Source organism: Streptomyces chartreusis, from assembly GCF_008704715.1.
GTDB classification, from domain to species: Bacteria; Actinomycetota; Actinomycetes; order Streptomycetales; family Streptomycetaceae; genus Streptomyces; species Streptomyces chartreusis.
Window position 1 is genome coordinate 6,573,704 of record NZ_CP023689.1, and the last position, 20,067, is coordinate 6,593,770.

Genomic DNA, 20,067 nt, shown 5'->3' on the forward strand with positions numbered 1-20,067 from the left:
GGAATGCGCACAAGTTCAAGGGAGGGCGTATGGCGGGGAACCTTGGTCAGTACGAAGTGTTCACGACAGCAGCAGGGAAAGCCGGGGGCGTAGACAAGCTGATCAGCAGCATCGAAAAGGCTGCCGCATCCAAGGCGTTCGGTAAGGGGGTCGGGCTGGGGGTGGCCGGCGCACTAGCGGCAGTCGGGGGTGCAGCCGCTGTGAAACGCTCCTTGGACGCTCGAAGAGCAGCCCGTGAAGCACTGGCCGACGAGTCAAAGGAGATTCTGAAGGCCACGATTGGTGGACCCATGGGGTCGGATGGCGACAACTCGGATAACAGCGACGGCGGAAAGTAGAAAAGCCCCGCTCCTGGGGCTATCCCAGGGCGGGGCTCAGCTACTGGTCAGGGTCAGTCTCTGCGAAGTCGGTCACTCGCTCATCGGACTCAGCGGCGAGTACATGCGCATAAGTCTCTGGGTCGGCGCCAAGCACCCTGCGGCGGGCACGCTGGACCAACGGCACTTCAAGGGGCGGGAACGTCCACAGCGGGGCGCTCAGCGCTTCAGCGGACAGCGACAGATAGTGGCGCAGTCGGTCAGCACTCACGCTGCACCCCCGGCGAGTTGCACCCGGATGCGCTGAGCACGTGCCTGACCGATACGGAAGTGCGCCTGAAGTTCACGCAGCGATGGAGCCTTGCCCGCATCCCGCTGTATCTGCTCGGCGAATGCACGTGCCTGCGGCAGCAGCGGGTCAGAGGGATGCGCAGATGCGTCCGCCGGCTCGGGTGCCGGAATGGCTGTACGGCTCTCTGCGAGGCGCTCGGGCGTTTCAGGCTCAACGGCTACCGGCTCACTCTCCTGACGCGTCGGCGGAGCGCTCAGAGCCTTCACGCGCCAGAGGACGAGCGGGGCTATCGCGCTGACAGCCACGACCAGCGGAACGGATACGGGAATCAGCCCCGAACTCACCAGATGCGCGAGCGCATTCGTCAGGATGAGCGCAGCCACAACGGCGGGTACATCGCGCCGGACGCTGAATGCACGCAGGGCGTAGACATCAAGTGCAGCCGGAATGCATCCCGCTGTGAACTCGCCGAAGCCAACTGCGCGTGCTAGTTGGTACTCAGCGGATGCGGTGGCGATGAGGGCAGCGAGCAAGGCGAGTGCGCCCAGTAGGTCTCTGTTCTTGATCATCTGACGCTCTTTCAGGCATGAGAAAGGGCCCCGAACCCGCTCGCGGCAGGGGCTCAGTGATTAGTGGTATGCATGCGCTTGACCAACTGCGCCATAGGTCAGGAAAGTTGGCGCCATGGACGCAGGATTGGCAGCAGTGCTCGGGGCGCTGGCGGGTTCAGTGGCAACGATTGGCGCAGCACTGGCCACGGGGTGGGCTCAGCGTGAAGGTGCGCGCATCACTGCCCGTGCCGAGCATCGGCGGGAGCGGCGCGAACCACGTCAGAGCGTGTACAAGGTCCTCATTAGCGAGGCATCCCAGCTACGGGACTCGTCTGCGCCTTTCGCAGTGCACCCAGACTTGTACCCAGTGTTTGAAGAAGAACCGGAAGCGCGCTGGAGGCAATTGGTTACTGCGATCAAAGAGGCTAGTACGGATGCCGCACTGGCTGGACCGCCTGAAGTGAGCGAGGCGGCCATTTCATTGTCGCGAGGCGCTTCGGCGCTGTTGGCTGAGCTGTGCGTGTACAACATCGTTGACGAAGACGGCCAGCGTGATGCTCGTGTGCGATTGTTCCTGCAATCACAGGAGTTCGATTCCAGCGTCACCGTTTTCATCATTGCAGCCCAGGCCGCACTAGACGATGACGGTAGTCGGAAGTAGGCAAGAGCGCTACTCACCCTTGGCCTTTAGGCGCCGGCCCGCTGTTCACGTGTCCACCACGCGCCATAGCCGGTCACCCCCTGTGACATGGTTAGGTAACGGAACGGTTACGAACGGGGTCTCTGACTGGGCGCGCCGGCCGGAGCCCTCCCCCGCGTTCAACTCCCCCATGGGGGCAAGGGGTACACCCCCACCCCTATCGCCCTAATCGGACATCAAGGACGTTCACTCAACGTGAATGCTCGGCGAATGTGGTGAGTAACGCAGTACGTGATGGGCCGGAGCACGTACCGAATTGGTAGGTGACTCCGGCCTACCCCGCTGTGTGATCAGCTCTGAAGCATGTGCCGAGTGAACGCGCTAGCAGCAACCCGCGCCTTACGCAGCTCGACAAGAGCGAGGTTCGTACGTGCGGCAGCAGAACGCTTAGGGTCACCGCTCCCTGCGGCTGCCCTAACCACCTCAGCGCTCACGAGAGTCAACACCGCCTCGCGCATGTCCGTGTCAATGCCCTGCGAATCCAGGAAATCACCGAGGAAACGCGGATCAGCCACCAGGGCGCCGACCCCATCACTGCGCTGAGCAAGCCGCTTCAGCGTGTCGGACAGTTCCCCCGGCTTACCGAGGTGGCGCTGAGTGAGCATCTGGAGATCAGCGCGGGCAGGCATCGAGTCTTCCGGTGAAATGAGCGGGCGGGCAGCCTCATACGTGAGCGCCGTAGCTACCTCAAGCTTCGCATCAGCGCTCTCGAACGACTCGGCGACCTTGTTGGTAGCCGTCTTGATTGCTTCGCCGGCGAGGAGTTCACGGCCCTGCGGGTAGATCTGCACATCATTTCGGATGCTGTCGGCCTTGGTCCGTGCGTCACGAGCGGTGCTCAGCGTCGACGTGATCGCCATGGAAGCATCCCGGACGATATCCCGCAGATCGGCGGGTAGAGCGCTGCTCAGATCCGCGTTGCTGCTGAATGCGGCGGCATGACCCTTAGCAGTCGTCGCCAGACCAGCAATGGAGGCGTCAGCCTGATCGGGGGTGCTCGGGCGCATGGCGTCGAAAGTCAGCGGGTCAGCCTCGGTGCCAGCGCCGGTGAATTCGAGGGGAGTCTCAGTCATGGGAATGGTTCCTTTAGTTTGGGTTGCGCTTATGCGCGGTTCGAGGGGCGGCGCATGTGGCGTAGCTTCCGCTCAAGCTCGGGATCCGGTACGCCGGGTGCCAGTTCGACGCCGTATGCGTGATGGTCATCCCCCTGCTTCGGGGCGCGGACGCTGATACCGACGCTGCGGAGGATTTCCTTCACAGTCTTGAAGGGCACGCCCGAATGCTCACCGCCCAGGTGTCGAGAAACAGCGCGATGGACGGTCGGTATGGGCAGCCGGTTTCCGGGGGCCGGAATGAGCACTTCGGTCAGTGCGCGGGTGATGTCAGCAACGGAGGGCGGGTTGTCGCTCATGTGTACTCCAGAATTCAGCGATCCGAGCCGGTTGAGGCATCGGTCAGGTACCAAATTTGGTAGGTGATGCGGCTAGCGCCTGAGTCGGCGAAACTGCGAGTCCCAATACACGTTGTGCGAGCGGCACATGGGGATGTAGTCGGCGGGATCCGGCGAATAGGTGTAGGGGCCGTCCTTCAGGCGAGGCACCAGCGGTAGCAGCGCCCAATCGGATGCGCCCTCCCCGCAGTAGCAACGGTGTTCAGCGGCCTTGCCCTTGGCCTGTATGACGGCGCGATGAGCCTGGCGGTACCGGGCGTGGGGCGCAGCATTCTGACCGGACTGCCGGCGCTGCCAACTAGCACGGCGCTCAGGGGTCTTGTTGTACGCCTTGCCTCGCGCGCGGCTACATGTCCGGCATAGGTGCTGGAAGCCAGACCATGTGTGGGAGTCACGCATTAGGCCGCTGGGCATCGTCAGCACACCACAATCGCGGCATGTAGCGGCCAGTAGCTTTCGATAGGGCATGGTGGGAAGCCTTTCAGGCATGAAAAAAGGGCCCTTGCGCACGGCGTAACCACCACCTCTGAGGCTTCCCGGCCAGAGGGTGGGATTACGACCGTGGGCAAGGGCCCAAGTCTGTGAGTGCGCGTACAGCGCTGTGTCCGGCGCAAAGGTGGGAAGCCTGCCGGAGTGGGGCGAGTGCGTGAAGTACCCGCTTAACCCGTAACTAGCGAGTCGGTTACCTGCCGCAGGCTAGTTAGGGCTGCCTAAGTGACGAGGTGACGGTTTGAGCGCCACTTCGGTTTTCTTAGTAGATCTCCTAGAAGAATTGAGATGAGCGTCAAATCGTCACCTCGTCACTTTATGCAGGTCAGAGGGTGTTTTGATCTTGAAGCCCTACCCGCTGTTCGTCACTCGCGCTGTCCCGGACGGAGGCGATTTAACGTTCTGTAATCATTTAATTACTTAACGTGATCTTCGATTCGGCCCCTACGTCCGCCAGAACGCACGAGAAAGCCCCGTCCGAGCAATCCCGAGAGGGACGCCCGAACGGGGCTCAGAGGGGCTCTCAGGTGCCTAGCCGGCCAGTTGCTCAGGGAAGCCGAGCATGGCCTGTAGCAGCCGCTCAGTGCGGTCTATTCGCTGCGCGAGGTACACAGTTGTGTCGCCAGCGCTGCGAGCTGCATAAAGCCTGTCGAGCCTGCGGCTAACGGTCAGGTACTCGTACTCCTGGTCCCACGCTGCGTTGCGGGCGTCGAACTCTTCGCGTGTCATGATGTGGTTTCCCTTTGGTAGGGACACCGGTTCGGTCTGCGTCCGCCAAGATCACTGGCCGAACCGGTGCCATCTGATTGGGTACTGTGCTAGGTGCCTACAGCCACGCAGCCTCAGCCGTGCGCTCTTCGTCAGCCATGGCCGTTAGTTCAGCGGCTGCCTCGCTGAAGAACGGGTCACGCACGCTGAAGTCCACGCGCCCCTCATCCAACTTGAACTGTCGCCCCCGCTTGCCTCGACTCACGTCCAAGCGTGCTCCGGCCCCTTGCATGAGCTGTCGCCTGCCCGCCGTGTCAGCCTTCGCCCAGAGGTCCGCATAGTTCTTGCCCGTTCGGGTTTCCTCGATACGGGGCTCAACCTTTTCCCGGGTCTCAAGCTCAGCGAGTCGGGAGTCAAGGGCGGCTGCATGCCGTTGCCAAGCAGCCTTAGCCGCCGCTGACTTCTGTCGCCCCTGCTGTTCCTGGTGTGCCTCGAACTCGGCGATAGTGGCGTCAATCTCGGGCTGAGGGTCGTAACCAGGAATGGTGCGCGTCTGTGTGACTTCCAGTGCGCCAAGCATCCGCAGGAACTCGCGCTCTGCGTACTCCTCCGCCCATTCCCGCTTGATGATTGCGCGGGTCTCGCATGTGCGGCCTTGGTTGTGTGCGCTGCACTTGTAGGTGTGGGTCTTGCTGGTGCTCTTGCTGTTGGGCGATGGCTGGTGGAGATACATACGCTCTCCACACCCAGCGCAGTGAATGACCCGAAGCAGCAGCGCAACGGTGTCCACTCGATCCGGCTTCTTGTTGTCCACGGATCGTTCATTGAGGATGGCGCCAACGGCGTCGAATTCCTCGCGGGTGAGAATCGGATCAGCGGTAGCCATGACCGGCCGGCCCTCGCTGTCCCGAACGACTCCCTTTTCGGTGACCTTCCAGCCCAACAGGCGCTCGCTGGTCAGTAGTTCCTTGATGGATCCATGCGTCCACTTGAATTGTTCGCGTACGACAGTCTCGCCGGGGTTACCGCCGGTCTTTCCGCCGGTCTTCCGCCCCTGCTTCAGACTCCAGTGGTCGCGGGATGAGGGAATGCCGTCTGCGTTGAGGTCTCGCGCGATTGCAGCGGTGCCCTTGGGGGCAACGCCGTTGAACGGGTCGCCTTTGAGTTCCTTGATGATCCGCTCAAGCACCTTCACGGCGTCCGGATCCTGAATCAGGGTGACTCCGCCACCTTCCAGTGGAGCAGGCATATAGCCGTAGGGTGGACGCGAGCCACGCCAGCGAAGAGGCATGAGCCGCATTGCTGCCTGCGCGCCGGTGACCCGCTCTCGGATGGCCTGCGCTTCCATCTGTGCGGCGAACGCGAAGAGCGTGACCATGAGGGTGGTCATGGGATTCATCGGGTTGCGGAAATCCAGATCCAGCCGCCCGCCCGGACCCTCGGCGAACACGATCAGCTTGCGGTGGTCGCGCGCCCACTTAGCCAACTCGTGCATGTCATCCATGGACCGGACGGCACGATCGAATCGCCAGAAGACAAGCGCGTCGAAATCGGCGGGACGCCGAAGCCATGCGCCTAGCCCCGGACGCTCAAAGGGCGTGGTCTTGCTCGCGCTGACTCCTAGGTCAACGGCTTCGCGGTCGGCAAGGTCGATGCCCAGCGAGGCAGCAGCACCCTGGTTGGCTTCACGCTGGCGCTCGGGGCTGGTGGTCTCGTCGGTCAGTACAGAGAGGCGGAGGGCGGACACGCCCCTGAGCTGAGAGTTCATTGGGGTGTACGAGCGAGTCGGATACCTACCCGCTCTGACCTGCGGTGATGCCGCCATTGAGGGTGTCTCCTTGAACTGCTAGTCGGAGACCCTCTGGAAACCCCTACGGTCACCCGGCTCCCGTCACGGTCGCGGCGCTGCGGGCGCAGGGTGCCGTGGTGCTGCGGACGGACGAGGACGGGGCGCTCGCGGTCGCGGGTACGGGCGCGGAGCTCATGGTGGCGGGAGACTGAGGGCATGGAATCCGTAGAGGTTGATGCCTATCTCCGGCGCCTGGGAGTCGAGCACCCGGCGTGGCCCACCGTGGACGTACTGCGTGAGCTGCAACTGCGCCACCTGCAGGCCGTGCCCTTCGAGAACCTGTCGGTCCACCTCGGCGAGGAGATCGTGCTGGAGGAGAAGCGGCTGCTGGACAAGGTGGTGGGCGCGCGGCGGGGCGGGTTCTGTTACGAACTGAACGGGTCGTTCGGGGCGTTGCTCGGCGCGCTGGGCTTCGATGTGACGCTGCTCGCGGCGCGCGTCTACGGCAAGGAGGAGCGGCTCGGGATCCCGTACGACCACATGGCGCTCAAGGTGGGCACGGTGGACGGGGGCGCGTGGCTGGCGGACGTCGGGTTCGGGGCGCACAGCCACTATCCGCTGGCGTTCGAGGCGCGGGGTGAGCAGGTGGATCCGGCGGGGGTGTTCCGGGTCGTCGAGGCGGGGCCGGACGCGGCCGGGGTACGCGGCGGGCACGACTCGGGGGAGGCGGCGGACCTGGACGTCGTGATGGACGGCAGACCGCAGTACCGGCTGGACCGGCGGCCCCGGGCGCTCGGTGACTTCGTGGCCGGGGCGTGGTGGCACAGCACCTCGCCGCTGTCCCACTTCACACAGTCGCTGGTGTGTTCGCGGGTGACGGAGGAAGGGGGACGGATCACGCTGAGCGGCCGCACGTTCAAGACGACGGCGGCGGACGGGACACGTGAGGAGCGGGAGTTGGGGACGGACGAGGAGGTGCTGAGGACGTACCGGGAGCGGTTCGGGATCGAGCTGGACCGGGTGCCGACGGTGACCAAGCCCGACCGGCCAGGCTGACGCGGCAGGCCCCGGAGCCTGGTGCCCAGCCGGCTGACGTGGCCGATCCCGGGCTCGACGCCGCGCCTTGTCGACCAGCCTGGCTGAGTGGCTGGACCCCAGGCCCGGGTCCCGACCGGCCTGGCTGACGCGGCTGGACCCCGGGCCCGGAGCGACCACCTCGGCTGACGCGACAGCGCTCCGAGCCCGGATCCCGACCGGCTGATCGACAGGACCCCGAGCCCTGCGCCCGGCCGGGCGGGCCGGCGCACGCGACTGGTTCCCGGGCTCGGCGCCGCACCTCGTGCCCCGCTGGTGCTACTAGCGCGTAGAACCAGCACATCTGCCGGTTTCCCACGATGTGATCCCGTGTTGCCCCGAAAAACTCGGCGGTGGTCGAATGCCCCTTCGGCAACGCGTGAGGTCGAGTTCGTACAGGGGTGTCGAGGATGATCGGTCGCCGGCGAGGAAGCCGAACGAACCCGGAACAGCGGACGAGCCCTCTGGCGGCGCTGGAGACCCCTCCGAGCGCGGGAGTGCTGAGCTGCCGGGTACTCGATCCGGTCAACGAGCCCGTCCGGCACGCGGAGTTCGTGGTGAGCGACACCACGGGGCGGACGGTGATGAGCGGGGGGCTGGATCCCTTCGGGTCGTTCGTGATCACGGTGCCGGCGGGTGAGTACCGGCTCGCGGTGTCGGCCGAGGGGTACACGCCGTACCGGACGACCACGACGGTCGTGGAGAACACGCTCGCCTCGCTCGGTGACGTGACCCTCCATGTCGCCCAGCCGCCGGAGCTGCCGGCGCCGGGCGACTGGGAGGTCGAGCCGGCGCACACGTCGATCGGGTTCACCGCGCGGCACATCGGGCTGGCCCGGATCCACGGCCGGTTCAACTCGTTCGCGGGGGCGGTGCGGATCACCGACCCCGTCGAGCGGTCGGCGATGCACGTGGTGATCGACGCGGCGTCCATCGACACGGGCGTGCGGATGCGGGACGACCATCTCCGGTCGGCGGACTTCCTGGACGTGGCGGCCTTTCCGACGCTGGAGTTCTACAGCGAGCGGTTCGTGCACAAGGGCGGCACCCGCTGGGCCGTGACAGGCGCGCTGACGTTGCACGGGGTGACGCGGACGGTCGTGCTCGACACGGAGTACCTCGGGCTCGGCAACGGCACGGAGGGCGAGGTGCGGGCGGCGTGCCGGGCGACGACCGAACTGCATCGCGACGACTTCACCGTGAGCTGGCAGACGATGCTGGCGCGGGGGATCGCGGTGGTGGGGTCGAGCATCCGCGTCGAGCTGGACGTGCAGCTGGTGCGCAAGGGCTGACCGGGGGATTCCCCTCGGGCCGGGTGCCCGAGAATGGCTCCGTGAGCGATGTGAGACATGTGCTGGTGCTGCCCGACCGTGACGCGGCCCAGGAGGCGGCGGAGGCGCTCGGGGAGCGGTTCGGGATCGACGAGGAGCCGCGCCTGGTGCGGGACGCCCTGGCCGGTGAGGACGATGCCGAGGACGCGCAGTGGCTCGTCGTGCTGAGGGACGAGGGTGGCCGGCTCGATCCGGGGGCGCTGGACGAGTTCGCGGGGGAGTGGGACGGCTGGCGGGAGGAGCCGTGACCGTGCCGTAGCCGCCGGGTGTCCGGCGCCGGCGGGGGTTGTCAGTGGCCCGTGCCATCCTTGTCGCGATGGCCAAGAAGAGTGCGAACGACGACCCCCTCGCCCCCGTGACCCTCGCCGTGGGCCAGGAGGAGCTGCTGCTCGACCGTGCCGTGCGGGAGGTGGTGGTCGCCGCCCGGGCCGCCGACGCGGACACCGATGTGCGGGATCTGACCCACGACCAGTTGCAGCCGGGCACGCTGGCCGAGCTGACCAGCCCCTCCCTGTTCGCGGAGCGCAAGGTCGTGGTGGTGCGCGGCGCGCAGGACCTGTCGGCCGACTCGGTCAAGGACGTGACGGCGTATCTCGCCTCGCCCGCCGAGGAGATCACACTGGTGCTCGTGCACGCCGGCGGGGTCAAGGGCAAGAAGCTGCTCGACGCCGCCCGCAAGGTGGGGGCGCGTGAGGTGGCGTGCCCGAAGATGACCAAGCCTGCGGACCGGCTGGCGTTCGTCAGGAGCGAGTTCCGGGCGACCGGGCGCTCGGCGACGCCCGAGGCGTGCCAGGCGCTGGTCGACGCCATCGGGAGCGATCTCAGGGAGCTGGCGTCCGCGGTGAGCCAGCTGGTCGCCGATGTCGAGGGCACCATCGACGAGGCCGTCGTCGGGCGGTACTACACCGGCCGTGCGGAGGCGTCGAGCTTCACCGTCGCCGACCGGGCCGTCGAGGGACGGGCGGCCGAGGCGCTGGAGGCGCTGCGGTGGTCGCTGTCCACCGGTGTGGCCCCCGTCATGATCACCAGTGCGCTCGCCCAGGGCGTGCGGGCCATCGGCAAGCTGTCCTCCGCGCGCGGCGGCCGCCCCGCCGATCTCGCGCGCGAGCTGGGCATGCCGCCCTGGAAGATCGACCGGGTCCGTCAGCAGATGCGGGGATGGACACCCGACGGGGTCGCGGTCGCGCTGCGGGCGGTCGCCGAGGCCGACGCCGGTGTGAAGGGCGGCGGGGACGACCCCGAGTACGCCCTGGAGAAAGCGGTCGTGACCATCGCGAGGGCGGCTCGGTCCAGAGGGCGCGGCTAGGCCCGGGAGAGGAGAATCGGGCGTATCAGCCGTATATCGCCGGACTGGGAAAGGTGGCGAGCACCATGGCTGAACACCCGCACGCGGCTCTCGTCCGCAAGGGCTACGAGGCCTTCCAGCGCGGAGACATGGACACCCTGCGCGGCCTGATGACCGGGGACTGCACGCACCACGTACCCGGCTCCCACCCGCTGTCGGGGGACTACAAGGGCGTCGACTCGATCTTCGAGGGGTACTACGGCCGGCTCTTCTCGGAGACCGGCGGGACGTTCAAGGTCGAGCTGCGCAACATCTTCGTCGACGGCCGCGGGCATGCCATGTCCGTGCACCACTTCTCCGCCGACCGGGGCGGCAAGCACATCGACGAGATGGGCGGCATCGTCTTCCGGATCGTCGGCGAGAAGATCACCGACCTCGACGAGTGCGTCGCGGACATCGAAAAGGGCAACGACTTCTGGTCCTGACGCAGGCATGTCGAAGGCCCCGGCGCCCACCCTGGGGAAGGGCGAGGCACCGGGGCCTTCGAATGAAGCTGCAGGATCCGCACCCGCGTGGCGAACGCAGGCCGCGTGCGAATCCGGGGTGCCGGTCGGGAGCGGATGAGAGAGGGCCCGCTCTGGGTCCTACCGGCGACTGGATCCGGGAAGCCGGATCCGATCAGACCAGATAAAGGGTTCAGCCCTTGAGGGAAGCGACCTTCGAAGCAAGCGCCGACTTCTTGTTGGCGGCCTGGTTCTTGTGGATGACGCCCTTGGAGACGGCCTTGTCGAGCTGACGCGCGGCAGCGCGCTGGTACTCGACGGCCTTCTCCTGGTCACCCGCGGCAGCGGCCTCACGGGCCTTGCGGATCGCGGTCTTCAGGGAGGACTTGACGGCCTTGTTGCGCAGCCGAGCCTTCTCGTTGGTCTTGATCCGCTTGATCTGGGACTTGATGTTCGCCACTGATTGAGCCTTTTCAGGTTCAGGCACGGGGCCGCGCGGAAGCCGCACGAAATCCGTACCGGGTGATTTCTTCGGGGTGTGCCTCGCGCTGAGAGGGCATGAGACACAGCCACCCAGAGTACCAGCGGCCCGGCCGACGGCCCAAAACGGTCCCCGGTCGCCGCCCATGGGACCATGGAACCTACGTATCGATCCGACCCGAGGCACAAGGCGCCTCAAGAGACAGGACCCTGCGTGCCCGCGACCCCTAACAATGTGCCCGAGCCGAGCCGTACCGACCCGGCTCTGATCCGCAATTTCTGCATCATCGCGCACATCGACCACGGCAAGTCCACGCTCGCCGACCGGATGCTCCAGCTGACCGGCGTGGTCGAGCAGCGGCAGATGCGTGCTCAGTACCTCGACCGGATGGACATCGAGCGCGAGCGCGGCATCACGATCAAGTCCCAGGCGGTGCGGCTGCCGTGGGCTCCCACCCACGAACCCGGCAACACGCACATCCTCAACATGATCGACACCCCGGGGCACGTCGACTTCACCTACGAGGTCTCGCGGTCGCTGGCCGCCTGCGAGGGGACCGTCCTCCTCGTCGACGCCGCCCAGGGCATCGAGGCCCAGACCCTCGCCAACCTCTACCTGGCGATGGAGAACGACCTCACGATCATCCCCGTACTGAACAAGATCGACCTGCCGGCCGCGCAGCCCGAGAAGTTCGCCGAGGAGCTCGCGAACCTCGTCGGCTGCGACCCGGACGACGTGCTGCGGGTGTCTGCCAAGACCGGTCTCGGCGTCGACGCCTTGCTCGACAAGGTGGTCAAGGAGATCCCGGCGCCGGTCGGCGTCAAGGACGCGCCCGCCCGCGCGATGATCTTCGACTCGGTCTACGACTCCTACCGCGGTGTCGTGACGTACGTCCGTGTCATCGACGGCCAGCTCAACAAGCGCGAACGCATCAAGATGATGTCGACGGGCGCCACGCACGAGCTGCTGGAGATCGGGACGAACTCGCCCGAGATGCTGTCGGCCGACGGCCTCGGCGTCGGTGAGGTGGGTTACCTCATCACCGGTGTGAAGGACGTCCGCCAGTCCAAGGTCGGTGACACCGTCACCAGCCAGCACAAGGGGGCCACGGAGGCGCTCGGGGGCTACAAGGACCCCAAGCCCATGGTCTTCTCCGGCCTGTATCCGCTGGACGGCTCGGACTACCCGGAGCTGCGCGAGGCGCTCGACAAGCTCCAGCTCAACGACGCCGCGCTCGTCTACGAGCCGGAGACCTCCGCGGCCCTCGGCTTCGGCTTCCGCGTCGGCTTCCTGGGCCTGCTCCACCTCGACGTGATCCGTGAGCGGCTGGAGCGCGAGTTCGGCCTCGACCTGATCGCCACCGCGCCCAACGTGGTCTACCGCGTGGTCATGGAGGACGGCACCGAGCACACCGTCACCAACCCGAGCGAGTTCCCCGAGGGCAAGATCAACGAGGTGTACGAGCCGGTCGTGCGCGCCACGATCCTCGCGCCCACCGAGTTCATCGGCTCGATCATGGAGCTGTGCCAGACCCGGCGCGGCACCCTGCTCGGCATGGACTACCTCTCCGAGGACCGTGTCGAGATCCGCTACACCCTGCCGCTCGCGGAGATCGTCTTCGACTTCTTCGACCAGCTGAAGTCCAAGACCCGCGGCTACGCGTCGCTGGACTACGAGCCCACCGGCGAGCAGACGTCCAGCCTGGTCAAGGTCGACATCCTGCTGCACGGCGACAAGGTCGACGCCTTCTCGGCGATCACCCACAAGGACGCCGCGTACGCGTACGGGGTGCGCCTGGTCGCCAAGCTGCGCGAGCTCATCCCGCGGCAGGCCTTCGAGGTGCCGATCCAGGCCGCCATCGGCTCCCGGGTGATCGCCCGCGAGACCATCCGCGCCATCCGCAAGGACGTCCTCGCCAAGTGCTACGGCGGCGACATCTCCCGTAAGCGCAAGCTGCTGGAGAAGCAGAAGGAAGGCAAGAAGCGGATGAAGATGGTGGGTTCCGTGGAGGTTCCACAGGAGGCCTTCATCGCCGTGTTGAGCAGTGATGACAGCGCGGGGTCGGGCAAGGGCAAGAAGTAACCGCGGGTAACACCTGCTGACCCGGCAAATCGCCGCAACAGGGGTCCGTCGTACGCAAGTGCGACGGGCCCCTTTGTGTACGCCAGGTGACCTTCTGGAGGAAGTGACAGGGCGCGGACCCTTACGCAGTGGCCTGCCGACCTTTAACCTGATCCCTGCTCGATAGTTACTCGCGAGTTAAACAACGCCTCGCGCGTAGGAAAACGCCTCGCGTGTAGGAACCAGCCGCACTGAGCCAGCCGCATCGTCGCGGGCCCCCGGAGGATGTCTTGAGCGACACACAGACACTGATCGAGAACCGTCCGCCGAGCGTGGCGACCCTCTTCCTGGAGCGCGTGGCCGCCACGCCGGACGCCGAGGCGTACCGCTATCCGGTGCCGGCGGCCTCGGGGCAGGGGCCCGACGAGTGGAAGTCGCTGAGCTGGGGGCAGGCGTCCGAGCGGGTCTACGCCATCGCGGCCGGGCTCATCGAGCTGGGCGTCCAGGCCGAGCAGCGCGTCGCCCTGGCCTCCTCGACCCGGATCGAGTGGATACTGGCCGACCTGGGCATCATGTGCGCCGGTGCCGCGACGACCACCGTCTACCCGCAGACCAACGCCGAGGAGTCGGCGTTCATCCTCTCCGACTCCGAGAGCCGGGTGCTGATCGCCGAGGATGCCGCCCAGGTGGCCAAGGCGCTGGAGAAGCGCGCCGAGCTGCCGAACCTGACCCATGTCGTCGTCGTCGACGCGGCCGGTGTCGAGACCGGTGACTGGGTGCTCAGCCTCGCCGAGCTGGAGGCCCGCGGCGCGGCCCGGCTCGAGAAGGACCCGGAGCTGATCAAGCAGCGGGTCGGCGCGATCACCAAGGACCAGCTGGCCACCCTGATCTACACCTCCGGCACCACCGGCCGCCCCAAGGGCGTACGGCTGCCGCACGACAACTGGTCGTACATGGCGAAGGCGATCGCCGCGACCGGCCTGGTCGGCGCGGAGGACGTGCAGTACCTGTGGCTGCCGCTCGCGCACGTCTTCGGCAAGGTGCTCACCTCCGGCCAGATCGAGGTCGGCCACGTCACGGCGGTCGACGGCCGTGTCGACAAGATCATCGAGAATCTGCCGGTCGTGCAGCCGACGTACATGGCCGCCGTGCCGCGCATCTTCGAGAAGGTCTACAACGGGGTCGCCGCCAAGGCCCGCGCCGGCGGCGGCGCCAAGTACAAGATCTTCCAGTGGGCCGCCGAGGTCGCCCGCGAGTACGCCAAGGTCACCCAGGACAACTTCCGGCGCACCGGCACCCACTCCGCGCCGTTCGGCCTGGCCGCCAAGCACAAGGTCGCCGACACGCTCGTGTACGCCAAGATCCGTGAGGCCTTCGGCGGCAACCTGCGCGCCTGTGTCTCCGGTTCGGCCGCGCTCGCGCCGGAGATCGGCTACTTCTTCGCCGGCGCCGGCATCCACATCCTGGAGGGCTACGGCCTCACCGAGTCCTCGGCCGCGTCCTTCGTGAACCCGGGCGAGGCCTACCGCACCGGCACGGTCGGCAAGCCGTTGCCCGGTACCGAGGTCCGTATCGCCGACGACGGCGAGATCCTGCTGCGCGGGCCCGGCATCATGGAGGGCTACCACGGACTGCCCGACAAGACCGCCGAGGTGCTGGAGAGCGACGGCTGGTTCCACACCGGCGACATCGGCGAGCTGTCCCCCGACGGCTACCTGCGCATCACCGACCGCAAGAAGGACCTCATCAAGACGTCCGGCGGCAAGTACATCGCGCCCGCCGAGGTCGAGGGCCAGTTCAAGGCGGTCTGCCCGTACGTCTCCAACATCCTGGTGCACGGCGCCGACCGGAACTTCTGCACGGCGCTGATCGCGCTGGACGAGGTCGCGATCCAGGCGTGGGCCGAGGAGAACGGGCTGTCCGGGAAGCCGTACGCGGAGATCGTGGCCGCGCCGGCCACCGTCGAGATGGTCGACGGCTACGTCAGGAAGCTCAACGAGGGCCTTCAGAAGTGGCAGACGATCAAGAAGTTCCGGCTGCTGCCGCGGGACCTCGATGTGGAGCACGGTGAGATCACGCCGAGCCTGAAGCTGAAGCGCCCCGTGGTGGAGCGTGAGTACAAGGCGCTCATCGAGGAGATGTACGCCGGCACCCGCGAAGCGTAGGGGAGGGCGGGGGACTGCGTCGCGGCTGCCGGTAGGCGGTGGCTGGTCGCGCAGTTCCCCGCGCCCCTTCAGGGCACGACGCGCCGCCCTAGCCGACGAGCCCGCGTATCTCGTGGACCCTTGCGCGCAGGTCCGTCAGGTCCGGGGCGGTGTCGTCGGACAACTGGTCCGCCAGGGCCGCCAGTCGGGTGCTCAGCTGCTTGCTCTGGATGTGCTCGCGGCTGAGCAGATGCTCCAACTGCCTGTTCTTGCGGTACAGATCCAGGAACACCGAGACCTTCGCGCGCAGCACCCACGGGTCGAACGGCTTGGTCAGATAGTCGGCCGCCCCGGTGGCGTAGCCGCGGAAGGCATAGCCGGGCTCGTCCTCAGCGCCGGTCAGGAAGATGATCGGGACGTCCTTGGTCTGGTCGAGCCGTTTGATGTTCGCGGCCGTCTCGAAGCCGTCCATGCCCGGCATCCGGACGTCGAGCAGGACCAGGGCGAAGCGCTGCCGCAGCAGCGCCTTCATGGCTTCCTCGCCCGAACGCGCGCGGATGAGCGGCTCGTTGAGGGACCCCAGGACGGCCTCCAGCGCGATCAGGTTGTCCTCCATGTCGTCGACCAGGAGGATGCCGGCACGCTCGTCGGTCGTTGCCTCAGCGATCATGGTGAAGTGGCCTCATTCGGTGATGGTCGGCGGGACCTCGTCCTCCTCGGAAGCGTCCGGTCCCGGTACTGCGGTGTCGTCCGGGCCGGCGGAACGGCCCTCCGGCTGCGTGACCTCGGGGTCCAGGAGGTCGCAGACGACGGTGAGGAGCTGATCCACGTCCACCGGCTTCGGAACGTAGTCGTTGGCGCCCCGGGCGATGGACTTCTCCCGGTCTCCGGGCATGGCCTTCGCGGTCAGCGCGACGATGGGGAGATGGGCCCAGCGCGGTGTGCGCCGGATGGCGGAGATCGTCTCATACCCATCCATCTCCGGCATCATGATGTCCATCAGGACGAGTTCGACGTCCGGTGTGCGCTCCAGCGTCTCGATGCCCTCGCGGCCGTTCTCCGCGTACAGCACCGGCATGCCGACCCGGCCCAGCACATGGGTCAGCGCGAAGACGTTGCGGATGTCGTCGTCCACGATCAGCACCCGCCGGCCCGGCAGCACCTGGCCCGCCCGGCCGGTCTGCCACGCCTCCAGCTTGGTCGGCGTGGGCCATGAGTCGTCCGTGTCGTGGGCGGCCGCGTACGGCTCGGTCGACAGCTGCTCCGGCACCGGCAGCGGCCGGTCCTCGGGCACCGGCCCGGTCGCCGGGTGACCGGGGCTGACGACGGGGACGTACAGCGTGAACGTGGAGCCCTTGCCGGGCTCGCTCTCGGCGACGATACGGCCGCCCAGCAGGCCCGCGATCTCACGGCTGATGGACAGACCGAGTCCCGTGCCGCCGTACTTGCGGTTGGTGGTGCCGTCGGCCTGCTGGAACGCCTCGAAGATCACCGGGAGTTTCTCCCGCGCGATGCCGATGCCGGTGTCGGAGACCGCGAAGGCGATCACCTCGTCGCTCTCACGCACGTAGTGGTGCTCGGGGTCCTTCAGCCGGCCCACCCGCAGCTCCACCCGGCCCGTCGCGGTGAACTTGATCGCGTTGGACAGCAGGTTGCGCAGGATCTGCTGGAGGCGCTGCTCGTCGGAGTACATCTCGCGCGGCACGTCCTCGCCCACCGACACCTCGAAGGCGAGCCCGCGGTCCAGGGTGAGCGGGCGGAACGTGGCGTGGACGTAGTCGAGGAGTTTGATCAGCGGCAGCTTCTTCGGACGTACGTCCATCCGGCCCGCCTCGATCTTCGACAGGTCCAGGATGTCGTTGATCAGCTGGAGCAGGTCCGAGCCGGAGCGGTGGATCGTCGTCGCGAACTGGACCTCCTGGTCGGAGAGATGGCCGTCCGGGTTGTCGGAGAGCAGGCGCGCCAGGATCAGCAGGGAGTTCAGCGGGGTGCGCAGCTCGTGCGACATGTTCGCCAGGAACTCCGACTTGTACTGCGACGACGTCGCCAGCAGCGCCGCCTTCTCCTCCAGCTCGGCGTTCGAGCGCTGCAACTCCGCCTGCTGCATCTGGAGTTCGTCGGAGCGTTCCTGGAGCTGCATGGCCAGGCGCTGGGACTCGCCGAGCAGGGACTCCGTACGGGAGTTGGCGATGATCGTGTTGATCGCGACGGCGATGGTGTTCACGAACTGGTCGAAGAACGCCAGGTGCACATCGGAGAAGCGGGAGAACGACGCCAGCTCGATCACGCCGAGGAGTTTGTCCTCGAACAGGATCGGGATGATGACGACGCTCGTGGGCGCCGCCTCGCCCAGCCCGCTGTTGATCTTGATGTAGTCCGGCGGGGCCTCCTCGACGAGGATCCGCTTCTTCTCGCGTGCCGCCTGCTGGACCAGTCCGTGCACAGGGAGGCCGCCGGTCTCGACGGTCGCGCCCTGCGCCGAGCCGTACCCGGCGATGAACGCGAGCCCCTTGGTCGGAACGGTCGTGCGCAGCGAGGCGCTCTCCTCGTCCGGGTCGGCCAGGAAGAACGCGCCGTACTGCGCGTTCACGAGCGGCGTGAGCTCGCGCAGCAGCAGGTCGGCGACCTCCATCAGGTCGCGGTGGCCCTGCATCAGGGCGGCCAGGCGGGCCAGGTTCGATTCCAGCCAGTCCTTGGCGCGGGTCGTCTCGCGCAGGTTGGACACCATCAGGTTGATGTTGTCCTTCAGTTCGGCGACCTCGCCGCGCGTCTCCACGGTGATCGAGCGGGACATGTCGCCCTGGGCCACGGCGGAGGCGACCTCGGCGATCGCGCGGACCTGGGTGGTCAGGTTCGACGCCAGCTCGTTCACGTTCGTCGTCAGGCGCTTCCAGGTGCCGTACACGCCCTCCACCCGCGCTTGGCCGCCGAGCTGGCCCTCGGAACCCACCTCGCGGGCCACGCGGGTGACCTCGGAGGAGAAGGAGGAGAGGGTGTCGACCATGGTGTTGATGGCCGTCTTCAGCTCCAGGATCTCGCCGCGCGCGTCCACGTCGATCTTCTTGGAGAGGTCGCCGTTGGCGACGGCGGTGGTGACCTGGGCGATGTTCCGCACCTGGGATGTGAGGTTGTCGGCCATGTAGTTGACGTTGTCGGTCAGGTCCCGCCAGACGCCGGAGACGCCCAGCACCTGTGCACGGCCGCCGAGCCGGCCGTCGGTGCCGACCTCGCGGGCCACCCGGGTGACCTCGTCGGCGAAGGCGCGCAGCTGCTGCACCATCGTGTTGACGGTGTCCTTCAGCTCCAGGATCTCGCCGCGCGCGTCGACGGTGATCTTCTTCGACAGGTCGCCGTTGGCCACGGCCGTCGTCACCTGGGCGATGTTGCGGACCTGCGAGGTCAGGTTCAGGGCCATGAAGTTGACGTTGTCGGTGAGGTCCTTCCAGACCCCGGAGACGCCCCGGACCTGGGCCTGACCGCCGAGGTTTCCTTCGGTGCCGACCTCTCGGGCGACGCGGGTGACCTCGTCGGCGAAGGCGGAGAGCTGGTCGACCATCGTGTTGATGGTCGACTTCAGCTCCAGGATCTCGCCCTTCGCCTCGACGGTGATCTTCTTGCCGAGGTCGCCCTGGGCCACCGCGGTGGAGACCAGGGCGATGTTGCGGACCTGCGAAGTGAGGTTGTCCGCCATGAAGTTGACGTTGTCGGTGAGGTCCTTCCAGACCCCGGAGACACCGCGCACCTGGGCCCGGCCGCCGAGGTTTCCTTCGGTGCCGACCTCTCGGGCGACGCGGGTGACCTCGTCGGCGAAGGCGGAGAGCTGGTCGACCATCGTGTTGATGGTCGACTTCAGCTCCAGGATCTCGCCCTGGGCGTCCACCGTGATCTTCTGCGACAGGTCGCCGTTGGCCACCGCTGTCGTCACCTGGGCGATGTTGCGGACCTGCGAGGTGAGGTTCGACGCCATGAAGTTGACGTTGTCGGTGAGGTCCTTCCACACGCCCGAGACGCCCCGCACCTGGGCCCGCCCGCCCAGCTGCCCCTCCGTGCCGACCTCGCGGGCGACGCGGGTGACCTCGTCGGCGAACGCGGAGAGCTGGTCCACCATCGTGTTGACGGTCAGCTTCAGTTCGAGCAGCTCGCCGGTCGCCTCGACGGTGACCGTACGGGTCAGATCGCCGCGGGCCACGGCCGTCGTCACCGCGGCGATGTCACGCACCTGTGCCGTCAGCCGGGACGCCATCGCGTTGACGGCCTCGGTCACGTCCCGCCAACTGCCCGACAGGCCCGTCACCTTGGCCCGTCCGCCGAGCCGGCCCTCGGTGCCCACCTCGCGGGCCACGCGGGTGACCTCGCCGGTGAACAGGGAGAGCTGGTCGACCATCTTGTTCACGGCCCGGCCCAGACGGCGCAGGTCGCCGCGTAACTGACGGGTGCCGTCGTGCAGATCGACGCGCTGGGTGAGGTCGCCGCCGGCCACCGCGTCAAGGACGCGCGTGGCGTTGGCCGCAGGGGCCACCAGGGCGTCGAGCAGATGGTTGACGTCGTTGACGCGGGTCGTCCAGTCGCCCTGGCCCGGGCTGGCCGAGAGCCGCTCGTCGAGCCTGCCGTGCCGGATCAACTCCCGTTTGACGCGCTGCACTTCCGTGTTGAAGTGCGTACTGCGGTCCATGATCTGGTTGAAGACCGCCGTCAGCTCGGCCACCACTCCCTCATCGGTCTCCGGGAGACGGCGGAAGTCCCCGTCCCGGGCCGCGGTCATCGCGGCAAGCAGGGGGCGCAGATCCGATGCTCGAATTTGACCGTCTTTCTGTCCTTCTTCGAGCACACGCGTAGCACTGTTCTCACTCATGGCGGCCCACTTCGGTAACTCGGTGCTTATGGGCGCGGCC

Annotated in this window: 17 protein-coding genes; 9 read left to right on the top strand and 8 right to left on the bottom strand. The window is 67.0% G+C overall.

The annotated features are described in order from the left end of the window. Positions 1-29 precede the first annotated feature (29 nt). Positions 30-338, top strand: a complete 309-nt coding sequence (locus tag CP983_RS28895) for a hypothetical protein (RefSeq protein ID WP_150502732.1) — start codon at positions 30-32, stop codon at positions 336-338. Positions 339-584: 246 nt separating this feature from the next. Here CP983_RS28895 and CP983_RS28900 read toward each other — a convergent pair whose 3' ends face one another. After that, positions 585-1,178: a hypothetical protein gene (locus CP983_RS28900; protein ID WP_150502734.1), complete on the bottom strand. Its 594-nt coding sequence runs from the start codon at positions 1,176-1,178 to the stop codon at positions 585-587. A gap of 115 nt (positions 1,179-1,293) precedes the next feature. Here CP983_RS28900 and CP983_RS28905 point away from each other — a divergent pair, with 115 nt between their 5' ends. Next, positions 1,294-1,821 (top strand): hypothetical protein, encoded by a 528-nt coding sequence (locus tag CP983_RS28905; RefSeq protein ID WP_150502735.1) that lies wholly within the window; start codon positions 1,294-1,296, stop codon positions 1,819-1,821. A gap of 329 nt (positions 1,822-2,150) precedes the next feature. Here the strand turns inward: CP983_RS28905 and CP983_RS28910 are convergent, their stop codons facing one another. The 4 genes from CP983_RS28910 to CP983_RS28925 form a co-directional block, all read right to left on the bottom strand. Then, on the bottom strand, positions 2,151-2,933 hold the full coding sequence (locus CP983_RS28910) for a hypothetical protein (RefSeq protein WP_150502737.1): 783 nt from the start codon (positions 2,931-2,933) through the stop codon (positions 2,151-2,153). Between the two features lie 29 nt (positions 2,934-2,962). Beyond that, positions 2,963-3,271 (bottom strand): hypothetical protein, encoded by a 309-nt coding sequence (locus tag CP983_RS28915; RefSeq protein ID WP_150502740.1) that lies wholly within the window; start codon positions 3,269-3,271, stop codon positions 2,963-2,965. Positions 3,272-4,330: 1,059 nt separating this feature from the next. After that, entirely contained in the window at positions 4,331-4,528 is a 198-nt protein-coding gene (locus CP983_RS28920; RefSeq protein ID WP_150502742.1) for a hypothetical protein, read from the bottom strand. Between the two features lie 97 nt (positions 4,529-4,625). Beyond that, a complete protein-coding gene (locus tag CP983_RS28925) occupies positions 4,626-6,254 on the bottom strand; it encodes a recombinase family protein (RefSeq protein ID WP_150502744.1) in 1,629 nt (542 codons plus the stop codon). 258 nt (positions 6,255-6,512) lie between these two features. On the opposite strand from CP983_RS28925, the gene CP983_RS28930 reads away from it, so the two are divergent. The 5 genes from CP983_RS28930 (at position 6,513) to CP983_RS28950 (ending at position 10,471) form a co-directional block, all read left to right on the top strand. Continuing rightward, positions 6,513-7,352 carry an arylamine N-acetyltransferase family protein gene (locus CP983_RS28930; protein WP_150502746.1) on the top strand — a complete coding sequence of 280 codons (840 nt, stop codon included), beginning with the start codon at positions 6,513-6,515 and terminating at the stop codon, positions 7,350-7,352. Positions 7,353-7,780: 428 nt separating this feature from the next. Next, positions 7,781-8,662: a YceI family protein gene (locus CP983_RS28935; RefSeq protein ID WP_150502748.1), complete on the top strand. Its 882-nt coding sequence runs from the start codon at positions 7,781-7,783 to the stop codon at positions 8,660-8,662. 41 nt (positions 8,663-8,703) lie between these two features. Next, positions 8,704-8,949: a hypothetical protein gene (locus CP983_RS28940; protein WP_107907336.1), complete on the top strand. Its 246-nt coding sequence runs from the start codon at positions 8,704-8,706 to the stop codon at positions 8,947-8,949. 68 nt (positions 8,950-9,017) lie between these two features. Continuing rightward, positions 9,018-10,007, top strand: coding sequence for a DNA polymerase III subunit delta (gene holA / locus CP983_RS28945; protein ID WP_125525162.1), 990 nt, complete (start codon positions 9,018-9,020; stop codon positions 10,005-10,007). A gap of 65 nt (positions 10,008-10,072) precedes the next feature. Beyond that, positions 10,073-10,471 carry a nuclear transport factor 2 family protein gene (locus CP983_RS28950; RefSeq protein WP_107906594.1) on the top strand — a complete coding sequence of 133 codons (399 nt, stop codon included), beginning with the start codon at positions 10,073-10,075 and terminating at the stop codon, positions 10,469-10,471. Between the two features lie 211 nt (positions 10,472-10,682). Here CP983_RS28950 and rpsT read toward each other — a convergent pair whose 3' ends face one another. Then, positions 10,683-10,949 (bottom strand): 30S ribosomal protein S20, encoded by a 267-nt coding sequence (gene rpsT, locus CP983_RS28955; RefSeq protein WP_030947131.1) that lies wholly within the window; start codon positions 10,947-10,949, stop codon positions 10,683-10,685. A gap of 234 nt (positions 10,950-11,183) precedes the next feature. Between rpsT and lepA the strand changes: the two genes are divergently transcribed. Beyond that, a complete protein-coding gene (gene lepA / locus CP983_RS28960; RefSeq protein WP_107906595.1) occupies positions 11,184-13,052 on the top strand; it encodes a translation elongation factor 4 in 1,869 nt (622 codons plus the stop codon). Positions 13,053-13,321: 269 nt separating this feature from the next. Then, the gene (locus CP983_RS28965; RefSeq protein ID WP_107906596.1) at positions 13,322-15,196 is read left to right on the top strand and encodes an AMP-dependent synthetase/ligase; all 1,875 of its coding nucleotides are present in this window, start codon (positions 13,322-13,324) and stop codon (positions 15,194-15,196) included. Between the two features lie 88 nt (positions 15,197-15,284). Here CP983_RS28965 and CP983_RS28970 read toward each other — a convergent pair whose 3' ends face one another. Both CP983_RS28970 and CP983_RS28975 read right to left on the bottom strand, forming a co-directional pair. Further along, entirely contained in the window at positions 15,285-15,845 is a 561-nt protein-coding gene (locus CP983_RS28970; RefSeq protein ID WP_107906597.1) for a response regulator, read from the bottom strand. Between the two features lie 12 nt (positions 15,846-15,857). Further along, entirely contained in the window at positions 15,858-19,937 is a 4,080-nt protein-coding gene (locus tag CP983_RS28975) for a HAMP domain-containing protein (RefSeq protein ID WP_150502750.1), read from the bottom strand. Positions 19,938-20,067: the final 130 nt, after the last annotated feature.

What these genes read in the sequence shown, in the direction of transcription:
- CP983_RS28895 (WP_150502732.1), top strand. Translation starts at nt 30, where the DNA reads ATGGCGGGGAACCTTGGTCAGTACGAAGTGTTCACGACAGCAGCAGGG.
- CP983_RS28975 (WP_150502750.1), bottom strand. Translation starts at nt 19,937, where the DNA reads ATGACCGCGGCCCGGGACGGGGACTTCCGCCGTCTCCCGGAGACCGAT.
- CP983_RS28950 (WP_107906594.1), top strand. Translation starts at nt 10,073, where the DNA reads ATGGCTGAACACCCGCACGCGGCTCTCGTCCGCAAGGGCTACGAGGCC.
- CP983_RS28905 (WP_150502735.1), top strand. Translation starts at nt 1,294, where the DNA reads ATGGACGCAGGATTGGCAGCAGTGCTCGGGGCGCTGGCGGGTTCAGTG.
- CP983_RS28920 (WP_150502742.1), bottom strand. Translation starts at nt 4,528, where the DNA reads ATGACACGCGAAGAGTTCGACGCCCGCAACGCAGCGTGGGACCAGGAG.
- CP983_RS28910 (WP_150502737.1), bottom strand. Translation starts at nt 2,933, where the DNA reads ATGACTGAGACTCCCCTCGAATTCACCGGCGCTGGCACCGAGGCTGAC.
- CP983_RS28915 (WP_150502740.1), bottom strand. Translation starts at nt 3,271, where the DNA reads ATGAGCGACAACCCGCCCTCCGTTGCTGACATCACCCGCGCACTGACC.
- holA (WP_125525162.1), top strand. Translation starts at nt 9,018, where the DNA reads ATGGCCAAGAAGAGTGCGAACGACGACCCCCTCGCCCCCGTGACCCTC.
- CP983_RS28970 (WP_107906597.1), bottom strand. Translation starts at nt 15,845, where the DNA reads ATGATCGCTGAGGCAACGACCGACGAGCGTGCCGGCATCCTCCTGGTC.
- CP983_RS28900 (WP_150502734.1), bottom strand. Translation starts at nt 1,178, where the DNA reads ATGATCAAGAACAGAGACCTACTGGGCGCACTCGCCTTGCTCGCTGCC.
- CP983_RS28930 (WP_150502746.1), top strand. Translation starts at nt 6,513, where the DNA reads ATGGAATCCGTAGAGGTTGATGCCTATCTCCGGCGCCTGGGAGTCGAG.
- CP983_RS28935 (WP_150502748.1), top strand. Translation starts at nt 7,781, where the DNA reads ATGATCGGTCGCCGGCGAGGAAGCCGAACGAACCCGGAACAGCGGACG.